Below are 20568 nucleotides of genomic sequence, written 5' to 3'. Positions count from 1 at the left end.
CTACTTTTGCTAATAATCTTACTTTTACGCAAAATTAAGCTGCTTTTACGAAATCACTTAATTTTAATAAGTTACGTTTAATAAGTTACGAAATTATCTAACTACAAATCCTTGATTGTAACCATATTCTTGAAGATCTTTTTCCCACAATAAAAGACCATCTTTTAAAGCAATGCGTTTACCAGGATCATCTGGAAGCCACAATTTACTTCCATCATCTCGAGTAACACCAGCATCAATCATAGCTTGCACGTTTAATCTAGCTAAAGATTTAATACTCCAGTCATATGCTTGACCCATAGTTGCTCTAAAATCACTTCGCGAATAAACTTCAAAAGGCAAATACCTGTATCCCGTATCCACACGATTAGCGGCATCTGCGAATACACGATTAAACTTCTGTCCGCCAAAATAAGGTATATCAATGCCTCGTGAATCGCGAATAGTAGTTCTATCTAAAAATGACTTATCTCTAAGCGTAACAACATCTGCAGGAAACGCTCCACCATTGACACGAGTACGAATTCCATGCATATCGTGACATACAAAATTCACAAATCGCATTGCTGCTTCAGGCTTACGGCTCGATTTAAGCACAGATAACGAAGAGCCACCCATTTCTGCATTACGCTTTTCGCCGTGCATAGTTGGCACATTCGTAACTTTCCACAATCCTGCAGTTCCAGGCACATTTTCCAAAAGCAAAGACGGCATCCAAGCTCCTGAGAAAACAGAAGCAATCTTACCAGCTCCAACACCGTTCTTCCAGCGTTGACTCCAAGTTGTAGTTCTAATGTCAATCAAGCCTTCATCAATCATTGATTGCCAGAACTTTGTAAACTCTTCAGTACCCTTATCTTTACTCAATCTAACAGTAACTGTTTTCCCATCATGAGAAGTCATAAACGGGTGTCCGCCTGCAAGCCAAATCATAGCGTTATAAAAACTCGCGTCACCTGAGTCTGACGCAATATACACACCGATATCTTTAAGCTTACGAGCAGCCTGACGGTAATCTTCCCAAGTATGTATTTTTGTGGCATCTACACCAGCCTGCTTAAACACGTCATCATTATAAAACCAAGCCATTGGGCCAGAATCCATTGGCAAACCGTAAATGCGTCCACCAAGTTGCACAGAAGACCATGTTCCAGGAGTATAGAAAGTGCGAGTATTTTTCACACGATCAGTAATATCTAAAAGCTGTCCGCTTACAGCATATTGCGGAAGAGCAAAATATTCTAATTGAACAATATCCGGCATACCGTAGCCATCTTGAATAGCGCTATTAAGATTGCTATATCCGCTAGTATCTTTTACAGTTACGTGAACATCCGGATTATGTAGTTCAAATTCTTCAGCAAGTCGCTTCATGCTTGGTTCCCAAGACCAAACACTAATTTGAGTTCTAGAATCTTTAGTTCCGCATCCGCAAGAAAACAGCAAAGAAAAAACACAAAGTAGCGACAGAAGCAAACGCGAAAAATGATTGCGCTGTTGCAAAATTCTTGCAAATGCAGACATAAGATTTGCCATCCGTTACTTTGTGTTACTCAACGTTGTTATGCGCTTACTCAACAGTTACAGACTTTGCAAGATTACGAGGCTTATCAACATCATAACCTTTTAACTTTGCCATATCCATTGCAAATAATTGCAATGCAACTACATCTACAAGAGGACTTAGCAAAGTCGCGCATGTAGGACGCCAGAACACAATATCTGCATAGCGAGAAGCATCTGGATCACCCTCTTCTGCAACAGCTATAGTGAAAGCTCCGCGCGCTTTAACTTCTTCAATTCCAGAAATAACTTTCGCATGAAGCACATCACGACCGCGAGAAGATGGCACAATAACAACTACCGGCTCACCTTCATCTACAAGCGCAATAGGACCATGCTTAAGCTCACCTGCAGCAAAACCTTCAGTAAACGTATACGCAATTTCCTTAAGCTTCAACGCACCTTCTAGCGCAACAGGATAGCCAACATGTCGACCTAAGAAAAGGAAAGATTTAGCTTCTAGAGTATGCTCAGCTGCTTTCATAATTGATTCAGATTGCGTATCAAGTACGTGCTGAATTTTATCCGGCATCTCTTTTAATTGCGCAACTATTTGCTGAATTTCGTCACGATACATAGTGCCTTTTACTTGCGCCAAAAACAGGCCAAGCATATAGGCTGCAACTATTTGCGCAACAAAAGCTTTAGTAGACGCAACTGCTATTTCGGGACCTGCATGCGTGTAAAGAACTGCATCAGATTCGCGCGGAATGCTAGAACCTTGCGTATTGCAAATCGCGAGAACTCGACTACCTTGCTCGCGAGCATGACGCAAAGCCATAAGCGTGTCCATTGTTTCACCAGATTGCGAAATAGCAACAACTAATGTGCGATGAGTCAAAATAGGATCGCGATATCTAAACTCATGAGCTAATTCAACTTCTACAGGAACACGAACCCAATGCTCAATAGCATATTTTGCAACCAATCCGGCATAACTTGCAGTTCCGCAAGCAACAACAATAATTTTATCTATTGAACGCAAAACATCTTGACTAATATGCACTTCATCTAGCACAATATTTCCTTGCGCGTCAAAGCGGCCGCGCAAAGTGTCAGCAACAGCATGTGGATCCTCATGAATTTCCTTATCCATAAAGGAATCCCAACCGCCTTTTTCTACTGCAGAAGCATCCCAATCAACCGTAAAACAAGTAGGATTTTCAACAATATTATTGTCAAAATCAGTTAGAAGCAAAGATGCTTTTCCACTGCCATCTACATCTCCAATGCACACAGCTTGATCTTGACCAACTTCCAAGACTCGATCCGTATAAGCAACAAAAGCTGCAACGTCAGAGCCAAGGAAATACTCACCGTCTCCAAGACCTACAACCAAAGGCGAATCGTGACGAACAGCAGCCACAATACCTGGCTGACGAACGTCAACAGCAAGTAATGTGAAAGCTCCTTTTAACATTTTTGCAGTACGACGAAGAGCTGTGAATAAATCCGGCTTACCAGTTTCGTCTACAATATCATTCGCAATTTTGCCAAGTAATTTTGCAGCAACTTCAGTATCTGTTTGAGAAGAAAATTCGTATCCTTCTTCGTGGAGCTGCTCTTTTAATACAACAGCATTTTCAATAATGCCGTTATGAATAAGCGCAATTTTGCCATCTGCACTAGTATGAGGATGCGCATTAGTGTCACAAGGAGCACCATTAGTAGCCCAACGAGTATGACCAATAGCTGCACTCGCTTCAGGCATAGGATTTGCATCAATATCGTTGCGCAGAACAGATAAACGACCAGCTTTCTTTCGCACAGTCGCACATTTCATCCCAGGAGCAACTAAAGCTACACCCGAAGAGTCATATCCGCGATATTCTAGACGCTCTAACCCACCTAAACAAACTTCTAAAGGTTTTGCACAAACTTTTCCAAAACCTGCGTATCCTACAATGCCACACATAATCTTCTATTGTACGTTATGCGAGCGAGCGCACGCCAGAGAAGCACACAAAAACTACGCAAAACTACATAAATAAGATACGTTTCTTACGTAAATTACAATACGTGATTTAGGAAATCTTTAAAACGATCAGTTTGCGGATTAGTAATAATATCTGCACTACCCTGCTCAACTATTACACCGCCATCCATAAACACAACCTGATCTGCAACCTCACGCGCAAAACCAATTTCGTGAGTTACTACAATCATAGTCATGCCATCTTTAGCAAGATTTCGCATAACGGTTAACACTTCACCTACAAGCTCTGGATCTAGTGCAGATGTTGGCTCGTCAAATAGCATAATTTCCGGTTTCATAGCAAGAGCGCGAGCAATTGCAACGCGCTGCTGCTGACCGCCTGAAAGCTCTGCAGGATAATGGTTCATACGCTCATCCATGCCGACTCGCTTTAGCTCTTCAATAGCTAAATCGCGCGCTTCTTGAGCTTTCATATGCATAACATGAACAGGAGCTTCCATAACGTTTTCTAAAGCCGTCATATGAGGGAATAAATTAAAACGCTGGAATACCATGCCAAGCTTTGCACGCTGTTGAGCAATTTCTTTGTCGTTAAGAGCCTGCAGGCACTTCTCACCTTTATACGTTACTTGCTTTACGCCGATGCGCTCGCCATAAATACTTATACTTCCTGCAGTCAAAGTTTCTAGTTGATTAATTAAACGCAATAACGTCGATTTTCCAGAACCGGACGGACCCAAAATAACTGTTACGCTACCTGGGTTCACTGTCATGTTAATACCGTTAAGTACATGCAATTGACCGAAAGATTTTTGCACATCGTTAATAGCAACCGCAGGAAGATTAGATTTTGCTTCTACCATTTATTCACATCCAATTTGTTTGTTTCATGCAAAATTTAAAGTTTACAAAGAAAAATATTTAAAATTTAAGCTATTATGCACTTATTTAAGCATTAAATCCGAGCATAGCAGCATCATTTCGTCCTTTAACATTTTTCCGCTTAGCATCTAATGATTGATCGCCGCGCTGATCAGAATCAGTATTAAGTCGAGCATGTTTTACAATATCTCTTGCTTCAAAGCCTTTAGCAAAATGCTTCTCGAGCATGTATTGCAAAACCATCAAAATGGAAGTGATAATCAAATACCAAATACTCGCAACAAGAAGAAGCGGAATTGGTTTATAGATACGGTTAGCAATAGCGTTTGTAGCAAATTGCAATTCAAGAGTAAACGGAACTGCAAGAACTAACGAAGTCGTTTTCAGCATACCAATTGTTTCGTTACCAAGTGGAGGAACAATAATACGCATTGCTTGAGGAAGAATTATACGCCTCATAGTTAAAGCTCTACCCATTCCAAGAGCCTTAGCAGCTTCAACTTGTCCGCTATCTACGGCTTCCAATCCTGCGCGAACAATTTCCGACAAATAAGCGGATTCATTCAAAGACAAACCAACTACAGCAGCAGTAAGAGAAGTCATAATTACATTAGAATCGATAGACCAAAATTCTACAGAAGTAAAAGGAATACCAATACTAATTTTCGGCACAAGAACTGCAAACATGCCCCAAAATACAAGCTGAGTATAAACAGGAGTACCACGGAAAAACCAAATAAAGAACCAACTTACGCCACGAAGCACAGGATTAATTGACTTACGCATCATCGCTAAGCCTACAGCAAGTACGATTGAAATTACCATAGCAATTAGCGTAAGAAGCAACGTCCAGCCAATACCAGAAAGCACGTTATCGCTTATTAGATATATTCCAACTACTTCCCATTCAAAACGAGGGTTGGTAATAATACTGTAAAGAAGCGAACATGCTATTACAGCTACAATTACTCCAGCAACAATAGGTCCCGGCTTTTTTACTGGCAAAATACGTTCAGAGTTAGCTACTCCGGACTTGCTCTTAGAAGAGTTACCAATTAAAGAATTCAAAATATGCTCCAATAAGTCGTTTATACAAAACAGCAAAGTAACGAAACAATCTGAGCCGAGAATTAAATCACGACTCAGATTAACGATATCATTTTAAATAATTATTTGATTATTTGATAGCTAAAGTTTTATCGCTAAAGTTTTATAGTTTTGGATTAACTACAGACTTTTCAATAGCAACATCTTCAACGCCCCACTTCTTCAAGATATCCTTGTAGACGCCGGACTTCATAAGCTTATCAATGCCAGCTTTTACAGCCTTCAGCATCGCTGTATCACCCTTTTTAACAGCCGCTCCCATTGGCTCAGAATCCTTGCTGTTTTCCAAAATTTCAAGCTTTCCAGGATTCTTAATTGAAGCGTAACCTGCAACAGGAGTATCTGCATACATAACGTCAGCGCGACCGGAAATAAGTGCGGTAGTTGCGTCAGTTTGCTCCTTGAAGCTCATGATTTCAAGAGGCTTATCTCCTTTAGCTGCGCACTCTTTCTTTGCTTCTTCCATAATAGGTTCGCCAACAGTACCAGTTTCCAAAGTTACTTTCTTTCCGCAAAGGTTCTTTGGATCTACTTTAGTAGGATTTCCCTTGCGCACTTCAAAAGACAAACCTGCGTTTGCGTAAGTAATAAAGTCTACAGACTTCATACGTTCAGCATTTACTGTAAAACCAGAAATACCGACATTATATTTGCTTCCTATTGCTGGAATAATTGAGTCGAACTGAGCATGCATAATTTTTGCTTTTAAGCCCATGACTTTTGCAAGAGCCTTCGAAAAATCAATTTCGTAACCTACAGGAGTTTTACCGTCTGCAGCAAAGAATTCTGCAGGAGCATAACTTACGTTTACACCAACAGTTAGCTCTCCTGTTTTCGCAACTTCTGCTGGAACTAATGCTGCAACAGCATCATCTTTTTGCACATGACTTACATCATAGCTACGAGCAACATCAGGGTCTGCTTTTTTAGAATCAGCAGGTCCACATGCAGCAATACTGCCAATCATTACTAAAGATGCAACAATAGCAACAGGTTTCATAGATTTAAACATGGTTCTTCTCCTCATTTATTTACTAAGAATTTATAATTTGCATTGATGTGTATAACTATACACGATAACACTACAAATTCAACAGCCTTTTATGCGATTATTGAATATACGAAGATACTCATACAGTGCATCTGCGCAATAATTATGCTTTTTATAAACAAAAACTGTATATTATTCGCAATAATGTATAATATGTGCGTGTCGCGTTGAGATGATTATTGAACGCGCAACTTACTTGCGACCAAAACTACTCACAGCTGAGCAGTTTCGGCCGGAATCTAGCTGGAAAACGACATAAACTACTCACAGCTGAGCAGTTTCGGCCGGAATCTAGCTGGAAAACGACATAAACTACTCACAGCTGAGCAGTTTCAGTCGAAATCTAGCTGGAAAACGACATAAACTACTCACAGCTGAGCAGTTTCGGCCGGAATCTAGCTGGAAAACGACATAAACTACTCACGAGAACGCAAATTACGGTAACGCATTTCACGCAAAGCTTCTCGCTTATCTTGCTCCTCACGCAAAGCCTGACGCTTATCAAATTCCTTTTTACCGCGTGCTAAAGCAATTTCTACCTTTACGTAACTTCCCTTAAAATACAAACGCAAAGGCACAACAGTGTAGCCTTTCTCTTCGGTTTGCCTAGAAAGCTTAGCAATCTCAGCAGCATGAAGCAGAAGCTTACGCTTGCGCTTAGGAGCATGATTATTCCACGTACCGTTTAAATATTCAGGAATATTTGTTCCCTCAAGCCACATTTCACCGCGACGATCAATATTCACAAATGATTCAGCTAAAGAAGCACGCCCTTCGCGAAGTGACTTAACTTCAGTACCAGTAAGAGCAAGACCTGCTTCATAACAATCTTCAATCACATAATCATGATGCGCTTTACGGTTTTGTGCCACAGTAACAGTGCCATCTTGCGCAGGCTTATTTGCCATAATTCCCCTCCAGTACACATCACGCACAAAAGAAACTTGCCATAAGATACTACTATCTTATGGCAAGAACAATAAGTCGTAAACTTACAACGCATTCAATTTCAACAAATTGAAAACTATGAAGTGCTTATATTTAATAATGCACGTACTCGTAATCGCCTGGATTATAAATAGTTTCATAAGCAGGGAATGTTGCAAAACCAGTTCCACCTTCAGAAATAAGAACTGATCCGTCAGCATTTACACGTTCCACAACCGCAACATGTCCATATTGCCAATCAGCATTCCAGTTGCCAACGCGTTGACCGCGAGCAAACACCATAACAGCACCAACATGTGGAGTTCTATTAACTAAATATCCAAGCCTACGGCCAGTATTCGCCCACTCGGCACCGTTACCCATGTAGGAACCAACAGGCAGACCAAGTTGCGAACGACGCAAATAAGCCCATAACGTGCATTGACGAGCAGGATAAGCAGAACCGCCAACAGTGTTTCCAGTATCATGCCCGTAGCAGGACTTAGAACCCTCTGCACAATTTCCAGGAACAGTATAATTCATACCATTAGCAGCACCATTAGAAAGTTGCATTGGAGGAAGGTAAATATTCCTTCCAGAGCTTCCATTTAATTGCTGACGATTACCGGCATTCGGATCAGCTTTAGCAAATGACTTATTAGCAAGAGCACGCGCTTGAGCATCAATAGCAGATTTCATTGCTATAATTTCTGCAGCTTCACGAGCAGACTGAGAAGTCAAACTACTCTTTTGACTTTCTAGCTGCTTGCGAATCTCTTCACCATGATCTCGCAAACTTTGCAAAGACTTTTTACGATCATTGGCAGCTTTCGCAGCAATTTGAGCACTTTGCGCTTGAGCGTCCGCCTGCTGCTTTAACTTGGCGATTTCTGCTTCAATAGCAGCCAAACGCTGACGACGATTCATAGAAGTATTCAACTTAATAGCAGCATCATTCGCAGCATTTGCTTCACTTCTAGCAACAGCAGCTTCGGATTGCAACTTTCCAACAAACTGTTCTGTAGTAGTTGATTTAGTCACAATATTCATAACATTAGATGCTTGAGAACCATGGAAACTCTTACGAGCAAGCTGCGCTACAGCAGCCTTAGCATCATCAAAATCTTCACCAGTTTTTTTAATTTTCTCTTCCAAATCACGCTTATCTTTTTGCGCAGATTCTAGACGCTGCTGCGTTGATTCTACAAGACTGCGCGCCTGAGAAGCTTGCTCTTCTGCTTGTTGAGCAGCTCGTATTTGATTTGGAATTTTATGCTCATTTAAATCATTTAATTCAATGATTTTATTTGCAAGTTGTTTATTTACACCAGTAAGTTGGCGCTTCAGGTTCTCGTTTCGTTGTATTTTGCGCCTATATTCCTTCATATTGACAGCACTTGCAGTAGACGCATTAAATAATGTACCAGCAACACCAGCAAACATCATTGAAATAGCAACTATTAAACTCACTACAGTATTAGTGCGTCGAATTACATACATGCTATGTCGATCTTCGCTCATATCACTTCCCTTTCAACATCACTATTGCGAATTATACCGTAATACAAGGAATCATGCGAGTTTCTACTTAAAATCTTTTAAAATATTACTTTCACAATGCTGATACGAAAATAACACAAATAATTACGCATCTATTATTTTGCATCTTAAGCTTTTAAGTATCTCCTCAAAGCAATAGCAGAAGCAACTATAGATAGCACTACTGCACCAGCTACAAGTACTGGAACGCATAGCCACACAGTTGTTTGAGTAACAAATGGCATCCAACGCACATTCTGCGCAAGCCAATCAGTTACAAAAACTTTAACTACTAAACTTAGCGCAGCACCAGCAAGTAAAGAACCTACAAACGATGCAAACGCTCCTTCAAGAATAAACGGCATGCGAATAGTCCAGTTAGAGGCACCAACTAAGCGCATAATTTCAGTTTCTTGACGTCGGCTAGCAGCAGACATTCGAATCGTAGTGCCAGTAAGCATAATAGCTACAACAACCATAACTGCTGCAAGCACAATTGTCACAACAGTAGCGCGATTAAGCACACTGAAAACAGGATCAAAAATCTGACGCTGATCAACAACTTCTTCAACACCGTCTCGTCCAGAAAGAACTTCTGAAACAACCTGATATTTCATAGGATTAGTAAGCTTCAATCGCAGCGAATCTTGCATATCTGCCGCAGTTAAAGTACGTCCTTGATACATTCCGTTAGGATATTGCTTTAAGAATGTGTTCTTATAAAATTCATTGCGGCTAACATAAGTAATATTTGAAACATCATCACCTAATTCTTGGTGAATAATATGCTCCAATTTTACAATTTCGGCATTAGTAGGAGCTTTTCCAGAAGCACAAGAAGGAGATTGGCTAGTTCCATCCGGGCACAGCCAAGCAACCACCTCTACTTTGTCATACCAGTCACCTTTTGCCTTGGTAATTTGCGCTTGCATAAGCACTGAAACACCAATAAAAAGGAAAGAAATGAACGTTACAAGCATAACCGAAAGAATCATCGAAACATTACGACGCAAACTAATGCATGTTTCGGAAAAAATAAATCTTAAACGCATTACTCTGCTCCTTCAGTTTTATTAGTGTCATTATTGCTATCGTCAACACTAATGTTCTTATTATTAGTATTTGCAGCCGCAACAGGTGGCTTAGGCGGAGCTGGAGGCATAGGAGGAAGTTGAGATTTACGCTCAAATCGCTCAGATTCAGCATCGGATTGTGACTTACTTTCTGCTTCGGATTGCGACTCATCACTGGTTTCAGATTGTGATTCTTCGCTCACTTCAGAGTCTTCAGCAGTTTCGCGAGTTTCGTGAGATTCGTGAGTTTCGTGAGTTTCGTGAGATTCATTAGTTTCTGCAGTTTCATTATTATCAGTAGTCTCAGTAGTCTCAGTAGTATTAGCAGTTTCTGCAGTTTCAGAATTTCCGGCAGCTTCAGAGGATTCTTTATTATCTTCCGAAATCTCAACTTCTAAATCATCTTCTTCAACATCTTCATTATCGTTTGAAGAAATCAATCCGCGTCCCCAAGTCATTGTTGTTTCCAAAGACTGGAACACTTCGCCGTAACGACCGGTTCTGCCAGAATGAACAGACTGAGCAAGGCGCGCAATTCCTTCATTTTCTGAAGTATCACTCTTCAACGATTGCGTTACCATGTCAACAACTTCACGCGCTTGAGCCGCACGTTGAGCTTTTTTAGAAAGCCTCTTATGGCGTTCGGTATGCTCAGATTGAGCAATTGATTTTTGAGCATCGCGATCTGATTGATCTTGAGAATTTTCAACAGTTTGTTGCGCTTTAGAATTATGCTCAACTTCACTATCCGGGAAATACAATGCAGAATCATACGATCCTTCACGCTCATCACGCACAATTTTTCCAGCATGAAGTTCCACAACTCGCTTACGCATTGAGTTCACAATTTCCTCATTATGCGTAGCCATAACAATCGTTGTGCCAGTTCGGTTAATAGCATCCAAAACTTCCATAATTCCAAGAGAAGTAGTCGGATCCAAATTACCAGTAGGCTCATCTGCAAGAATAATTTGAGGGTGATTTACGTATGCGCGAGCAATTGCAACTCGCTGCGCCTCACCACCAGAAAGCTCGTGTGGGTAATTATTTTCTTTACCAGTCAAACCAACAGTTTCAAGAACACGAGGAACAAGCGAGCGAATCGTAGAACGACTCGTACCAATCACTTCCAAAGCAAAAGCAACATTTTGATAAACTGTTTTATTATTAAGCAGCTTATAATCCTGGAAAATAAAGCCAAGAGATCTACGATACTGCGGCACTTGTCGGTTAGAAAGTCTGCGCAAATCGTTACCAGCTACGTGAATTTCCCCACCATTTGCTTCTTCTTCGCGAAGCAACAAACTAAGCAATGTAGTTTTGCCAGAGCCGGAAGCGCCAACAAGAAACACAAAATCTCCGCGATCTACATGCAAAGACACATCGTCTAATGCAGGACGTGTACCTCGAGGATATATTTTTGACACATGATCTAATGAAATCAGCGACATTGTTTCAATTCCTTCCGAAGATTATGTGTAATTGTTGGTTTTTAGTTTTAGATTTATCTTTATCTTTAGTTTTATTTAAGATTCTGCTTCAGCTTCTTTTTGAGCTGCAACTCGCTGCTCGTGACGCCAACGAATGCCAGCTTCAATAAAACCGTCAATATCGCCGTCAAAAACAGCTTGAGTTTGAGAAGTCTCGTAACCAGTGCGCAAATCCTTCACCATCTGATAAGGGTGAAGAACGTAAGAGCGCATTTGATCTCCCCAACTTGCCTTAATATCTCCAGCAAGTTCCTTCTTTTTTGCAGCTTCCTCAGCATGCTTAAGAACAAGCAAACGCGATTGCAAAACTGCCATTGCAGCAGCGCGGTTCTGAATCTGGCTTCGTTCATCTTGCATAGAAACAACCAAGCCGGTTGGCAAATGCGTAATACGAACAGCAGAATACGTAGTGTTTACGCCCTGACCTCCAGGTCCTGAAGCTTGGAAAGTATCCACGCGAATATCTGAATCTGGAATATCAATGTGATCCGTAGCTTCAACAAGAGGAATTACTTCAACAGCACTAAAGCCAGTTTGGCGACGGCCTTGATTGTCGAATGGCGAAATACGAACCATTCTGTGAGTGCCGCCTTCTACAGAAAGACGACCATACGCATAAGGGGCATCAACTTGGAAAGTAGCAGATTTAATACCAGCTTCTTCTGCATAAGACGTATCCATCATCTTAGTTTTATAGCCATTTCGCTCAGCCCAACGCAAGTACATACGAAGCAACATTTGAGCAAAATCAGCAGCATCAACGCCACCCGCACCAGAGCGAATCGTAACAACTGCAGAACGAGCGTCATACTCGCCGTCAAGAAGAGTCTGAACTTCCATATCGTCCAACTCGTGAGCAATATTTCCAAGCTCTTCTTGAGCCTCATTCATTGAATCAGCATCGCCTTCTTCTTCACCAAGCTCAATTAAAGTCTTAGTATCTTCAATGCGTTGCTCAACAGCTTGCAAACGCTTCAATTGAGACTGAGCTGCAGAAAGCTTACTAGTGACTTGCTGAGCATGCTCAGAATCATCCCAAAGTCCAGGCTCTGCAGCTTGCTTTTCTAAATCAGCAATCGTAGCCTTCAACGAATCGACATCTAGTGCTTTAGAAATCGAAGAATACTTTGCTTCAACATCATTTAATGCTTGGGAAAAATCAAATTCCGCCATTTACTTAAAGTACCTCTTTACATACCTGTTTTACGCAATTACTACTCGCAAAATACTTACAAAATCAACTATTTATAAGTTTAGCGCACGGTCAAAATCTCAGGACCGTTTTCTGTAATTGCAATCGTATGCTCAGTGTGTGCACCGCGAGAACCATCAGCAGAGCGAAGAGTCCAACCGTCTTTTGGATCCTGGTAAATTTCGTCAGTAGTCTTTAAGAACCATGGCTCAATTGCAATCACAAGACCTGGGCGAAGCTTGTATCCGTGGTGAGCAGTGCCATCGTTAGGAACGTGCGGATCTCCGTGCATAATATGACCGACTCCGTGGCCACCAAACTCAAGGTTTACGCTGTAACCATACTCGTGAGCAACGCATCCAATAGCAGCAGAAATATCGCCAAGACGGTTGCCAGGCTGAGCCATATTGATACCAGCCTCAAGTGCTTCCTCAGTGCACTTAATTAAGCGCAAATCCTCAGGATCAGCATGATTTCCAACCACGAAACTAATAGCAGAATCACCAACCCATCCGTCGACGTTAATTGCCAAATCAAGAGTCAACAAATCGCCGTCTTTAAGGTTGTAATCGTATGGAACTCCGTGAAGAACAGCATCGTTTACAGAAGTGCAAATATAATGCGCAAAAGGTCCTGTACCAAAATCAGGAGCGTAATCAACATAGCAAGAAGACGCACCTTTGCGGCTCATAATTCGCTGACGAACGAAATCATCAATCTCAAGAAGATTCGTGCCAACTTTGGTCATTGCTTTCAAGTCTTTAAGAATGCTACCGACGAAGCGACCTGCAGGCTTCATCGCTTCAATTTCAGATGGAGTTTTAAGTTCAATCATGCTTTAAGACTAACGCGCAGGCACGAAAATAGCGCAAAATATGGCGAAAATAACGAGAAAATATGGCGGAAAATATTAATTAATAGTGTCGCTTAATACTTGTAAGCTAATCTCATGTCTAACAACAATGAAAATAATAGTAAAAATAAGGGATTGCAGAAGGAAATTTCTGCTGTAGATTTCGACCCTGCATCCTTCTCTTCGGTCACTCGACCACAAGACGATTTATTCCGTTACGTAAACGGTCCTTGGATTGATACTTACACTCTTCCAGAAGACAAACCAATGTATGGTGCTTTCCACAAGCTTGCAGAAGATGCAGAGACGCAAATTCGAGATATTTTAGAAAGCGAAGATTGCACAGCTAAAAAGTCGCAAACTTTATACCGTAACTATTTAGACACTGCAGCTATCGAAAAAGCTGGAATTACGCCAATTAAGGGCGATTTAGACGCTGTGGATTCTGCAGAAACTAAGGAAGATTTGGTTCGCACTATTGGCGAGCTTAATCCGTACGGCGGCCCAGATGCAATGTTTGCTTTTGGCGTTTACGGAGACCCTAAAGATCCTAAGACGAATATTATGCATATTGAGCAGTCGGGATTGGGCTTGCCAGATGAAGCATATTATCGCGAAGATAATTACGCTCCAATTCGTACTGAATACGTAAAAATGGTAGCTTCGTTGTTGAGATTGGCCGGTTACGGAGATACCACTACTACCCAAACGCAAGCCGAGCGTTTTTGAATATTGAAACGCAGATTGCAAGCAAGCATTGGGATAACGTTGCAACTCGCGATTCTCAAAAAACTTATAATCCTTGCGATTATGCTGATTTGTCAAAAAAGCTTGAAGTGCTTAATCTCGACGCTTTCTTAGACGCTGCTCAAAAAGCGTACGATAACTCAAAAGAAGAAGCACATCAGACAATCAATCTTCGTGAAGCTTTTAGCAAAGTAGTAGTTCACGAGCCAAGCTTTATAGAAGGATTGAATAAGATTTGGCAGGAAGCCGACTTAGAAGATTTAAAGCTTTGGGCACGCGTGCACGTGATTTTGTCTTGGGCAAGCTTATTGAGCGAAGATTTTGCAGAAGCTAGATTCGATTTCTACGGCAAAGTGCTTTCTGGAGCAACAAAACAGCGCGACCGCTGGAAGCGAGCAATTGGAGTTGTTGACAATGCTTGCGGCGAGGAAGTTGGACGCGAATACGTGCGATTGCATTTCCCTGAGTCTTCTAAAGAGTATATGAAAGGCTTAGTTGACAATCTTATTAACGCTTACCGAGAGTCGATTTCTCACAGCAGCTGGCTTGGCGAGGAAACTAAAGCGAAGGCTTTGGAAAAGCTTAGCAAGTTTGAGCCAAATATTGGTTACACGAATCATTGGGTTGACTATTCTGCGCTAAATATTAAGGAAGATGCTGATTTAGTTGAGAATATGCGCGAAGTTTATCGATTTGGCTTTGGTAGGAATACTGCAAAAGCTGGAAATCCTGTGGATCGCGAAGAATGGCAGATGACTCCGCAAACTGTGAACGCTTACTACGATCCTCTGCTGAACGTAATCGTGTTCCCAGCTGCAATTTTGCAACCTCCATTCTTTAACCCGAGCGCTCCAGATGCAGCAAATTATGGCGCTATTGGTGCCGTGATTGGTCACGAAATCGGTCACGGTTTTGACGATCAAGGTTGCGAATACGACGGCGACGGCGTGCTTAACAATTGGTGGACTGAAGAAGACAAAGCTAACTTTGCTGAACGCACTAAGAAGCTTATTGAGCAATACAACGCTTTTACACCAACGCAGCTGATTGTTAAATACTCTCACTTAAAGAACAAAGCTGAGCGCAATGCGATGCCTCACGTAAACGGCGCTTTAACAATCGGCGAAAATATTGGCGATTTAAGCGGCGTAACTATTGCGCTTAAAGCATACGCTTTCGCTTTACAAAAGAGTGAAGGACGTGAAATTGACGGAAGTGACGATGCTATTCGCGAAACTTTGCTGAACGCTCCTGAAGTAGACGGTTTCACTGCTTTGCAACGATTCTTCTTAAGCTATGCACTTGTATGGCGTTCCAAGGCTCGTAATGAGATTGCGGAACAGCTGCTTCAAATCGACCCACACTCCCCAGCCGAATGCCGCACTAACGGCATTGCTAGAAACGTTGACTTGTTCTACGATGCGTTCAATGTTCAAGAAGGCGACGAGATGTGGCTCGACCCAAGCGAGCGCGTGCACATTTGGTAAAATGCCTCAAATTGAGCGTAGAAAACTGACAATAGAAAATAGAAAATACAAAAGCCTGCAAGCGTTCTTTACTAACGTTTGCAGGCTTAATTTATATTGCTTTATAAGTTTTATTCTTCTACAGAGGAAGAACCTTCAGAAACAGCTTCTTCTGCTACAGCAGGAGCACTATCAACAGCAGCATCAGCAACAGCCTCATCAGCAGCATCAGCAACTTCTGCTACAGTATCAGCATCAGCATCAGCAACAGCCTCATCAGCAGAAGCAGCATCTACAGAAGCAGCTTTTGCACGCGCATTTTTGCGCGACTTATAAAGCAAAACAGAGAACACAGCTACAGCACAAAGAATAATTACAATTGCAATTACAGCAACCACCATTCCAGAAATACCAGTTTTTTCAGTATTTTTAGCGGAATCTTTACTATTTGCAACTTGAGAATTAACCTTATTGGCTAAATGCTTATCTTTTTCAAATACTTTCTTTTTGCTAGATTTATTATCCTTAAGTTTTTTCTTATCTTTCTCGTCTTTCTTATCCTTATCGTCTTTCTTGTCCTTATCGGATTTAGCTGTATTAGTATTATTCGCTACGGCAGCAGGACTACGATAAACTTGAGGACTTCCATAACCAATCTTGCCATCAGGATAGTCAATATCACCGTTATATTCCGACAAAGTTAAATCACCAACAATGCCGTATGGACCGCCTTGAGCTTCACCATAACCAAAAGAAATATTTCGTGGATTCAAAATTTGATACAAATGACCATTTTCCTCAGTAAAAGCACCACGAGCAGCTCGCAACGGTCCCTCTTCATTTTGAATCCATAAGCGCATAGAACCAGCAAGATCTGTACCCCAGCTTAAGTTTTCACCCCAAGCTTTTCTACCATCGAAATTAGGTGCACTTTTACCATCTGGAGCAAAATGACCAAATTTACCATGTTGAGCAGTCTCTTGCGCGCGACGATACGCATCCTCTTCATTTGCGGAATCGTATTGAATATTATTCACATAAGCTTGTTTAGTTAAACCGCAACGACTCACATAATCTTGCAAAGGAATTCCTTCAAAGTAAATACTACGATCGTCGTATAAACGCGAACGCGCATTACGAATTGAAGCCAACACATAACGCACCACATCAACAGATCGAACCCAACCAACACTACGTGCAACGTTTTTTTGTTTAATAATCGGGTTTTTAATAGACAAGCTTGACGCCGCTGAATTAGATGCTTCTTTGCTTAATTCTAAGGAATTTACGCCCATCAAATTCATTTTCATGTAGCTTTGCGCAGGCAAGCACACAAAGGATACTACAGCGAACAGGCTTATTAGCGAACATACAATACGCTTCACTACAGTATTTTTAATTATTGTATTCTTCGAATTTATTAAATTATTCGATTTAAAACTAAATGATTTAAATAAGTTAGATGAGCTTGAATTTATATGCATAGCTAGATTGCACACCAATCCCTGCTTATTATTTTTCATAGTAAAACTCTTCTTCTGTCCATTCAATGCAACAAATATAGGCTAATAATATCGCTTAATGAGGAATTATTGAGAAATGCTTGCACTCTCGCTGTTTTAACAAGTGGTTTTATTGTCAATATTTTTTATAAATTGTGGTTAAAACATATCTTTTAACCACAATAAAAGAATTTTCTAGAACAACTATCTAAAAACATTCATAGTTGTTATTACTGCGGCATTTCCTTGTGGCTGCGAAGCTCAGGGCAATGGTAGCTCTGATTTCGGGGCTGAAATGACTGCAGTCCAAATCGTGAAAGGATGATGAATATGGTACAACAACAGTCAACTGTGACTATTAACGGATTTGTAGGCGCAGAACCAATAAGTTTTGGACGTAACGAAAATTCTCCTGCTTGTTCTCTACGAATTGCAAGCACACAATCTTACTATCGAAATGATGAGCAGCAATGGCATGAGCGCCCAACTACATGGATGACTGTGAAGGCGTATCGCACTTTGGCTTCAAACGTTCTTAAAAGCGTACATAAAGGTGATGCAATTGTTGTTTCTGGAAATTTGAGTACTGAAAGTTGGACAAAAGACGGGAATGATTATAATCGCATAATTTTAGAAGCGGCTACTATTGGTCACGATTTAAATCGTGGAACTACTCAATTTACAAAGCGAAACGCTGATTCCTCTAAAAATGATCATACGAAAGAAAGTAATCAAGTACAGCATAACAATAAGGCACAAGAAAACAATTCTAACGCAAGCATTTCAAATGACGAATTTGGGGGCGAAACTGATATTTAGGGAGGTAAAATCGCAACTCAAGAAATCCCACGAACTCGCGCAACGGTAAGCAACTTAATATGAATAAAATAAAATAGCCGCCAAGAATCAACATTCCTGGCGGCAAATTGATTTATAGGCACTTATGCAAACAAAGCGCTACGCAAGCAAAGCGTTACGCATATGAAACACAACCAAAATCCCAATGCGCCACCACACAAACCTGCCCTGCCTTCGTCTCGATTGACGAAGGCAGACCTCGCTTGCGTTGAAAGCACACCGTGCTTTCAACTTGAGCAAGCTCGGCGCTCCGAATTACTTTCGCGCGCTACGCTCTATGCGCTCAAGCAGGTCGTCACGCACGCCAATCACAGCAGAATTCCCAATGAACTACCAAGCGAACCTGCCCTGCCTTCGTCTTTACTGACGAAGGCAGACCTCGCTTGCGTTGAAAGCACACCGTGCTTTCAACTCTAAGCAAGCTCGGCGCTCCGAATTGCTTTCGCGCGCTACGCTCTATGCGCTCAAGCAGGTCGTCACGCGCGCAGCAATGCGGCTTGCAGCTTCGTCAACTGGAACTGCTTCAACGTTTGAACCGTTGCGATCGCGGATTTCAATCGTACCGTTGTTCACGGTATCGCGACCTGCTACAGCAATCAGCGGCACGCCAACAAGCTCAGCATCCTTAAACTTCACACCTGGAGAAACCTTTGGACGATCGTCGAAGATTACTTCGATGCCTTGCTTGCTAAGCTCTTCAACAACCTTTTCAGCAGCATCGAAAGCAACTTGATCCTTGCCAGTAGCAACGACGTGAACCTGAGCTGGAGCAATTGCCATAGGCCATGCGAGACCAGCGTCGTCGTGATGCGTTTCTGCCAAGCATGCGATCACGCGGCTAACGCCGATACCGTAGCAACCCATCCACACTGGTACAGCTTTACCATTTTCGTTAAGAACGCTTAAGCCCAAAGCCTTAGAATACTTTAAGCCGAGCTGGAACACCTGGCCGATTTCCACACCGCGTTCAAAGCTAAGAGGACCGGAACCATCTGGGCTCATATCGCCGTCGCGAACCTGGGCTGCTTCAACAACGCCGTCCGCTTCAAAATCGCGACCATAAACAGCGTTGTAAACGTGCTTTCCTTCTTCGTCAGCTCCTGTAATCCAGGCGCTTCCCTTTGCAACGTGAGCATCCATCAAGTAGCGAACAGGATTTGCAATACCACTACTCTCTTTGCGAGCTTGAGGACCTAATACGCTAAAGCCAATGTATCCCTTAACAAACTCAGGATGAGCCTTCAAATCATCCTCAGTCGCTTCTTCGATTTCTGCAGGAGCAAACTGAGCTTCAAGACGCTTCATATCTACCTGGCGATCACCTGGAATACCAATTGCCACAATTTCGCGCCATGGCTCATCGTGCTCGCCACCCTCAGCATCAGCCGGGTGCTTAACAGCAATAATAAGGTTCTTCAAAGTGTCGTCTGCTTGCCATTCGCGACCGTCTTTACGCGGATGCAAATCGTTAGAAACCTTAACCAAAGCCTCAATCGTCTTAGCGTCTGGAGTTTCGAGAGCTTCGGCTGCAGGAGTTGCAGAATAATCAACATCTGCAACTTCTGGAGTGGTAAGAGCCTCAACATTCCAGGCTTTTCCGGAAGGTGCAAGAGCAAAAGTATCTTCGCCGATTGGCATTGGAGCCAAAAACTCCTCGGAATCAGAACCGCCCATTGGACCGGAAACAGCGTGAACAATCACGTATTTAATGCCCAAACGGTCGAAAATTCGAGCGTAAGCGGCACGCTCCTCAACGTAAGCAGACTTCAAACCATCTTCGTCAATCGAGAACGAGTAGCCATCTTGCATAATAAACTCGCGGCCGCGAATAAGACCCGCGCGAGGACGGAATTCATCGCGATACTTCGTTTGAATCTGATACAAAGTAACAGGCAAATCCTTGTAAGAAGAATACATATCCTTAACAAGGAGCGTGAAAACTTCTTCGTGCGTTGGAGCAAGAAGATAATCAGCCTCATGACGATCTTTAAGACGGAAAATGTTGTCGCCGTATTCTTCCCAACGGTTTGTAGCCTCGTAAGGCTCGCGCGGAAGAAGCGCTGGGAAATGGACTTCCTGCGCACCGATGCCGTTGATTTCTTCGCGAATAATCGCCTGAACCTTGTTTAAAACCTTAAGTCCGAGCGGCAACCAAGTCCACACACCTGGGGCAGATTTACGAATATAGCCTGCGCGCTGCATAAGTTTTGCGGAAGTCACGTCCGCGTCTGCAGGATCCTCGCGCAGCGTACGAAGGAACAGCTGAGACATACGAAGTACATTGGAATTCATGCGTTCCAATCTATTTGCGCATGAGGACATAAACACTTGTTTACGCGCATCAACAAAAGTGATGCTCGATTAGTAATGTCGATTAGGCCA

14 protein-coding genes and 1 pseudogene are annotated in these 20568 nt (G+C 42.1%); 2 read left to right on the top strand and 13 right to left on the bottom strand.

The window, feature by feature from the left end:
• Positions 1 to 93: 93 nt before the first annotated feature.
• The 11 genes from HXT34_RS01520 to map all read right to left on the bottom strand — a co-directional run bounded on the left by HXT34_RS01520 (position 94) and on the right by map (position 13595).
• Positions 94 to 1524, bottom strand: coding sequence for an ABC transporter substrate-binding protein (locus HXT34_RS01520; RefSeq protein ID WP_415687900.1), 1431 nt, complete (start codon positions 1522 to 1524; stop codon positions 94 to 96).
• Between the two features lie 46 nt (positions 1525 to 1570).
• On the bottom strand, positions 1571 to 3478 hold the full coding sequence (gene glmS, locus HXT34_RS01515; RefSeq protein ID WP_421785147.1) for a glutamine--fructose-6-phosphate transaminase (isomerizing): 1908 nt from the start codon (positions 3476 to 3478) through the stop codon (positions 1571 to 1573).
• Positions 3479 to 3573: 95 nt separating this feature from the next.
• Positions 3574 to 4362: an amino acid ABC transporter ATP-binding protein gene (locus tag HXT34_RS01510; protein WP_119526272.1), complete on the bottom strand. Its 789-nt coding sequence runs from the start codon at positions 4360 to 4362 to the stop codon at positions 3574 to 3576.
• Positions 4363 to 4447: 85 nt separating this feature from the next.
• A complete protein-coding gene (locus tag HXT34_RS01505; protein WP_119526781.1) occupies positions 4448 to 5449 on the bottom strand; it encodes an amino acid ABC transporter permease in 1002 nt (333 codons plus the stop codon).
• Positions 5450 to 5591: 142 nt separating this feature from the next.
• Positions 5592 to 6500 (bottom strand): ABC transporter substrate-binding protein, encoded by a 909-nt coding sequence (locus HXT34_RS01500; RefSeq protein WP_415683780.1) that lies wholly within the window; start codon positions 6498 to 6500, stop codon positions 5592 to 5594.
• 455 nt (positions 6501 to 6955) lie between these two features.
• Positions 6956 to 7447 (bottom strand): SsrA-binding protein SmpB, encoded by a 492-nt coding sequence (smpB, locus tag HXT34_RS01495; protein WP_421785144.1) that lies wholly within the window; start codon positions 7445 to 7447, stop codon positions 6956 to 6958.
• A 133-nt stretch (positions 7448 to 7580) separates the two neighbouring features.
• Complete coding sequence (locus HXT34_RS01490) at positions 7581 to 8987, bottom strand: CHAP domain-containing protein (protein ID WP_391495918.1); 1407 nt, start codon at positions 8985 to 8987, stop codon at positions 7581 to 7583.
• A gap of 146 nt (positions 8988 to 9133) precedes the next feature.
• Entirely contained in the window at positions 9134 to 10057 is a 924-nt protein-coding gene (gene ftsX / locus HXT34_RS01485; protein WP_391495919.1) for a permease-like cell division protein FtsX, read from the bottom strand.
• Positions 10057 to 11529 carry a cell division ATP-binding protein FtsE gene (ftsE, locus tag HXT34_RS01480; RefSeq protein ID WP_421785141.1) on the bottom strand — a complete coding sequence of 491 codons (1473 nt, stop codon included), beginning with the start codon at positions 11527 to 11529 and terminating at the stop codon, positions 10057 to 10059. Before ftsE ends, ftsX begins: the two co-directional genes overlap by 1 nt.
• 75 nt (positions 11530 to 11604) lie before the next feature.
• Positions 11605 to 12741, bottom strand: coding sequence for a peptide chain release factor 2 (prfB, locus tag HXT34_RS01475; RefSeq protein ID WP_375169357.1), 1137 nt, complete (start codon positions 12739 to 12741; stop codon positions 11605 to 11607).
• A gap of 80 nt (positions 12742 to 12821) precedes the next feature.
• Complete coding sequence (gene map, locus HXT34_RS01470) at positions 12822 to 13595, bottom strand: type I methionyl aminopeptidase (RefSeq protein ID WP_119526255.1); 774 nt, start codon at positions 13593 to 13595, stop codon at positions 12822 to 12824.
• A 114-nt stretch (positions 13596 to 13709) separates the two neighbouring features.
• Here map and HXT34_RS01465 point away from each other — a divergent pair.
• Positions 13710 to 15847: pseudogene (locus HXT34_RS01465) on the top strand (M13 family metallopeptidase).
• A 110-nt stretch (positions 15848 to 15957) separates the two neighbouring features.
• Here HXT34_RS01465 and HXT34_RS01460 read toward each other — a convergent pair.
• Complete coding sequence (locus tag HXT34_RS01460) at positions 15958 to 17136, bottom strand: CAP domain-containing protein (protein ID WP_415687883.1); 1179 nt, start codon at positions 17134 to 17136, stop codon at positions 15958 to 15960.
• A 522-nt stretch (positions 17137 to 17658) separates the two neighbouring features.
• On the opposite strand from HXT34_RS01460, the gene HXT34_RS01455 reads away from it, so the two are divergent.
• Positions 17659 to 18147 (top strand): single-stranded DNA-binding protein, encoded by a 489-nt coding sequence (locus HXT34_RS01455; protein WP_415683774.1) that lies wholly within the window; start codon positions 17659 to 17661, stop codon positions 18145 to 18147.
• 495 nt (positions 18148 to 18642) lie between these two features.
• Here the strand turns inward: HXT34_RS01455 and HXT34_RS01450 are convergent, their stop codons facing one another.
• Positions 18643 to 20478 carry a proline--tRNA ligase gene (locus HXT34_RS01450; RefSeq protein WP_421785137.1) on the bottom strand — a complete coding sequence of 612 codons (1836 nt, stop codon included), beginning with the start codon at positions 20476 to 20478 and terminating at the stop codon, positions 18643 to 18645.
• Positions 20479 to 20568: the final 90 nt, after the last annotated feature.

The sequence above is a fragment of the Gardnerella sp. DNF00983 genome (assembly GCF_049244265.1).
Lineage (GTDB): Bacteria > Actinomycetota > Actinomycetes > Actinomycetales > Bifidobacteriaceae > Bifidobacterium > Bifidobacterium vaginale_J.
Note: the sequence above shows the minus strand (reverse complement) of the source record. Positions and strands in the feature narration are given on the sequence as shown.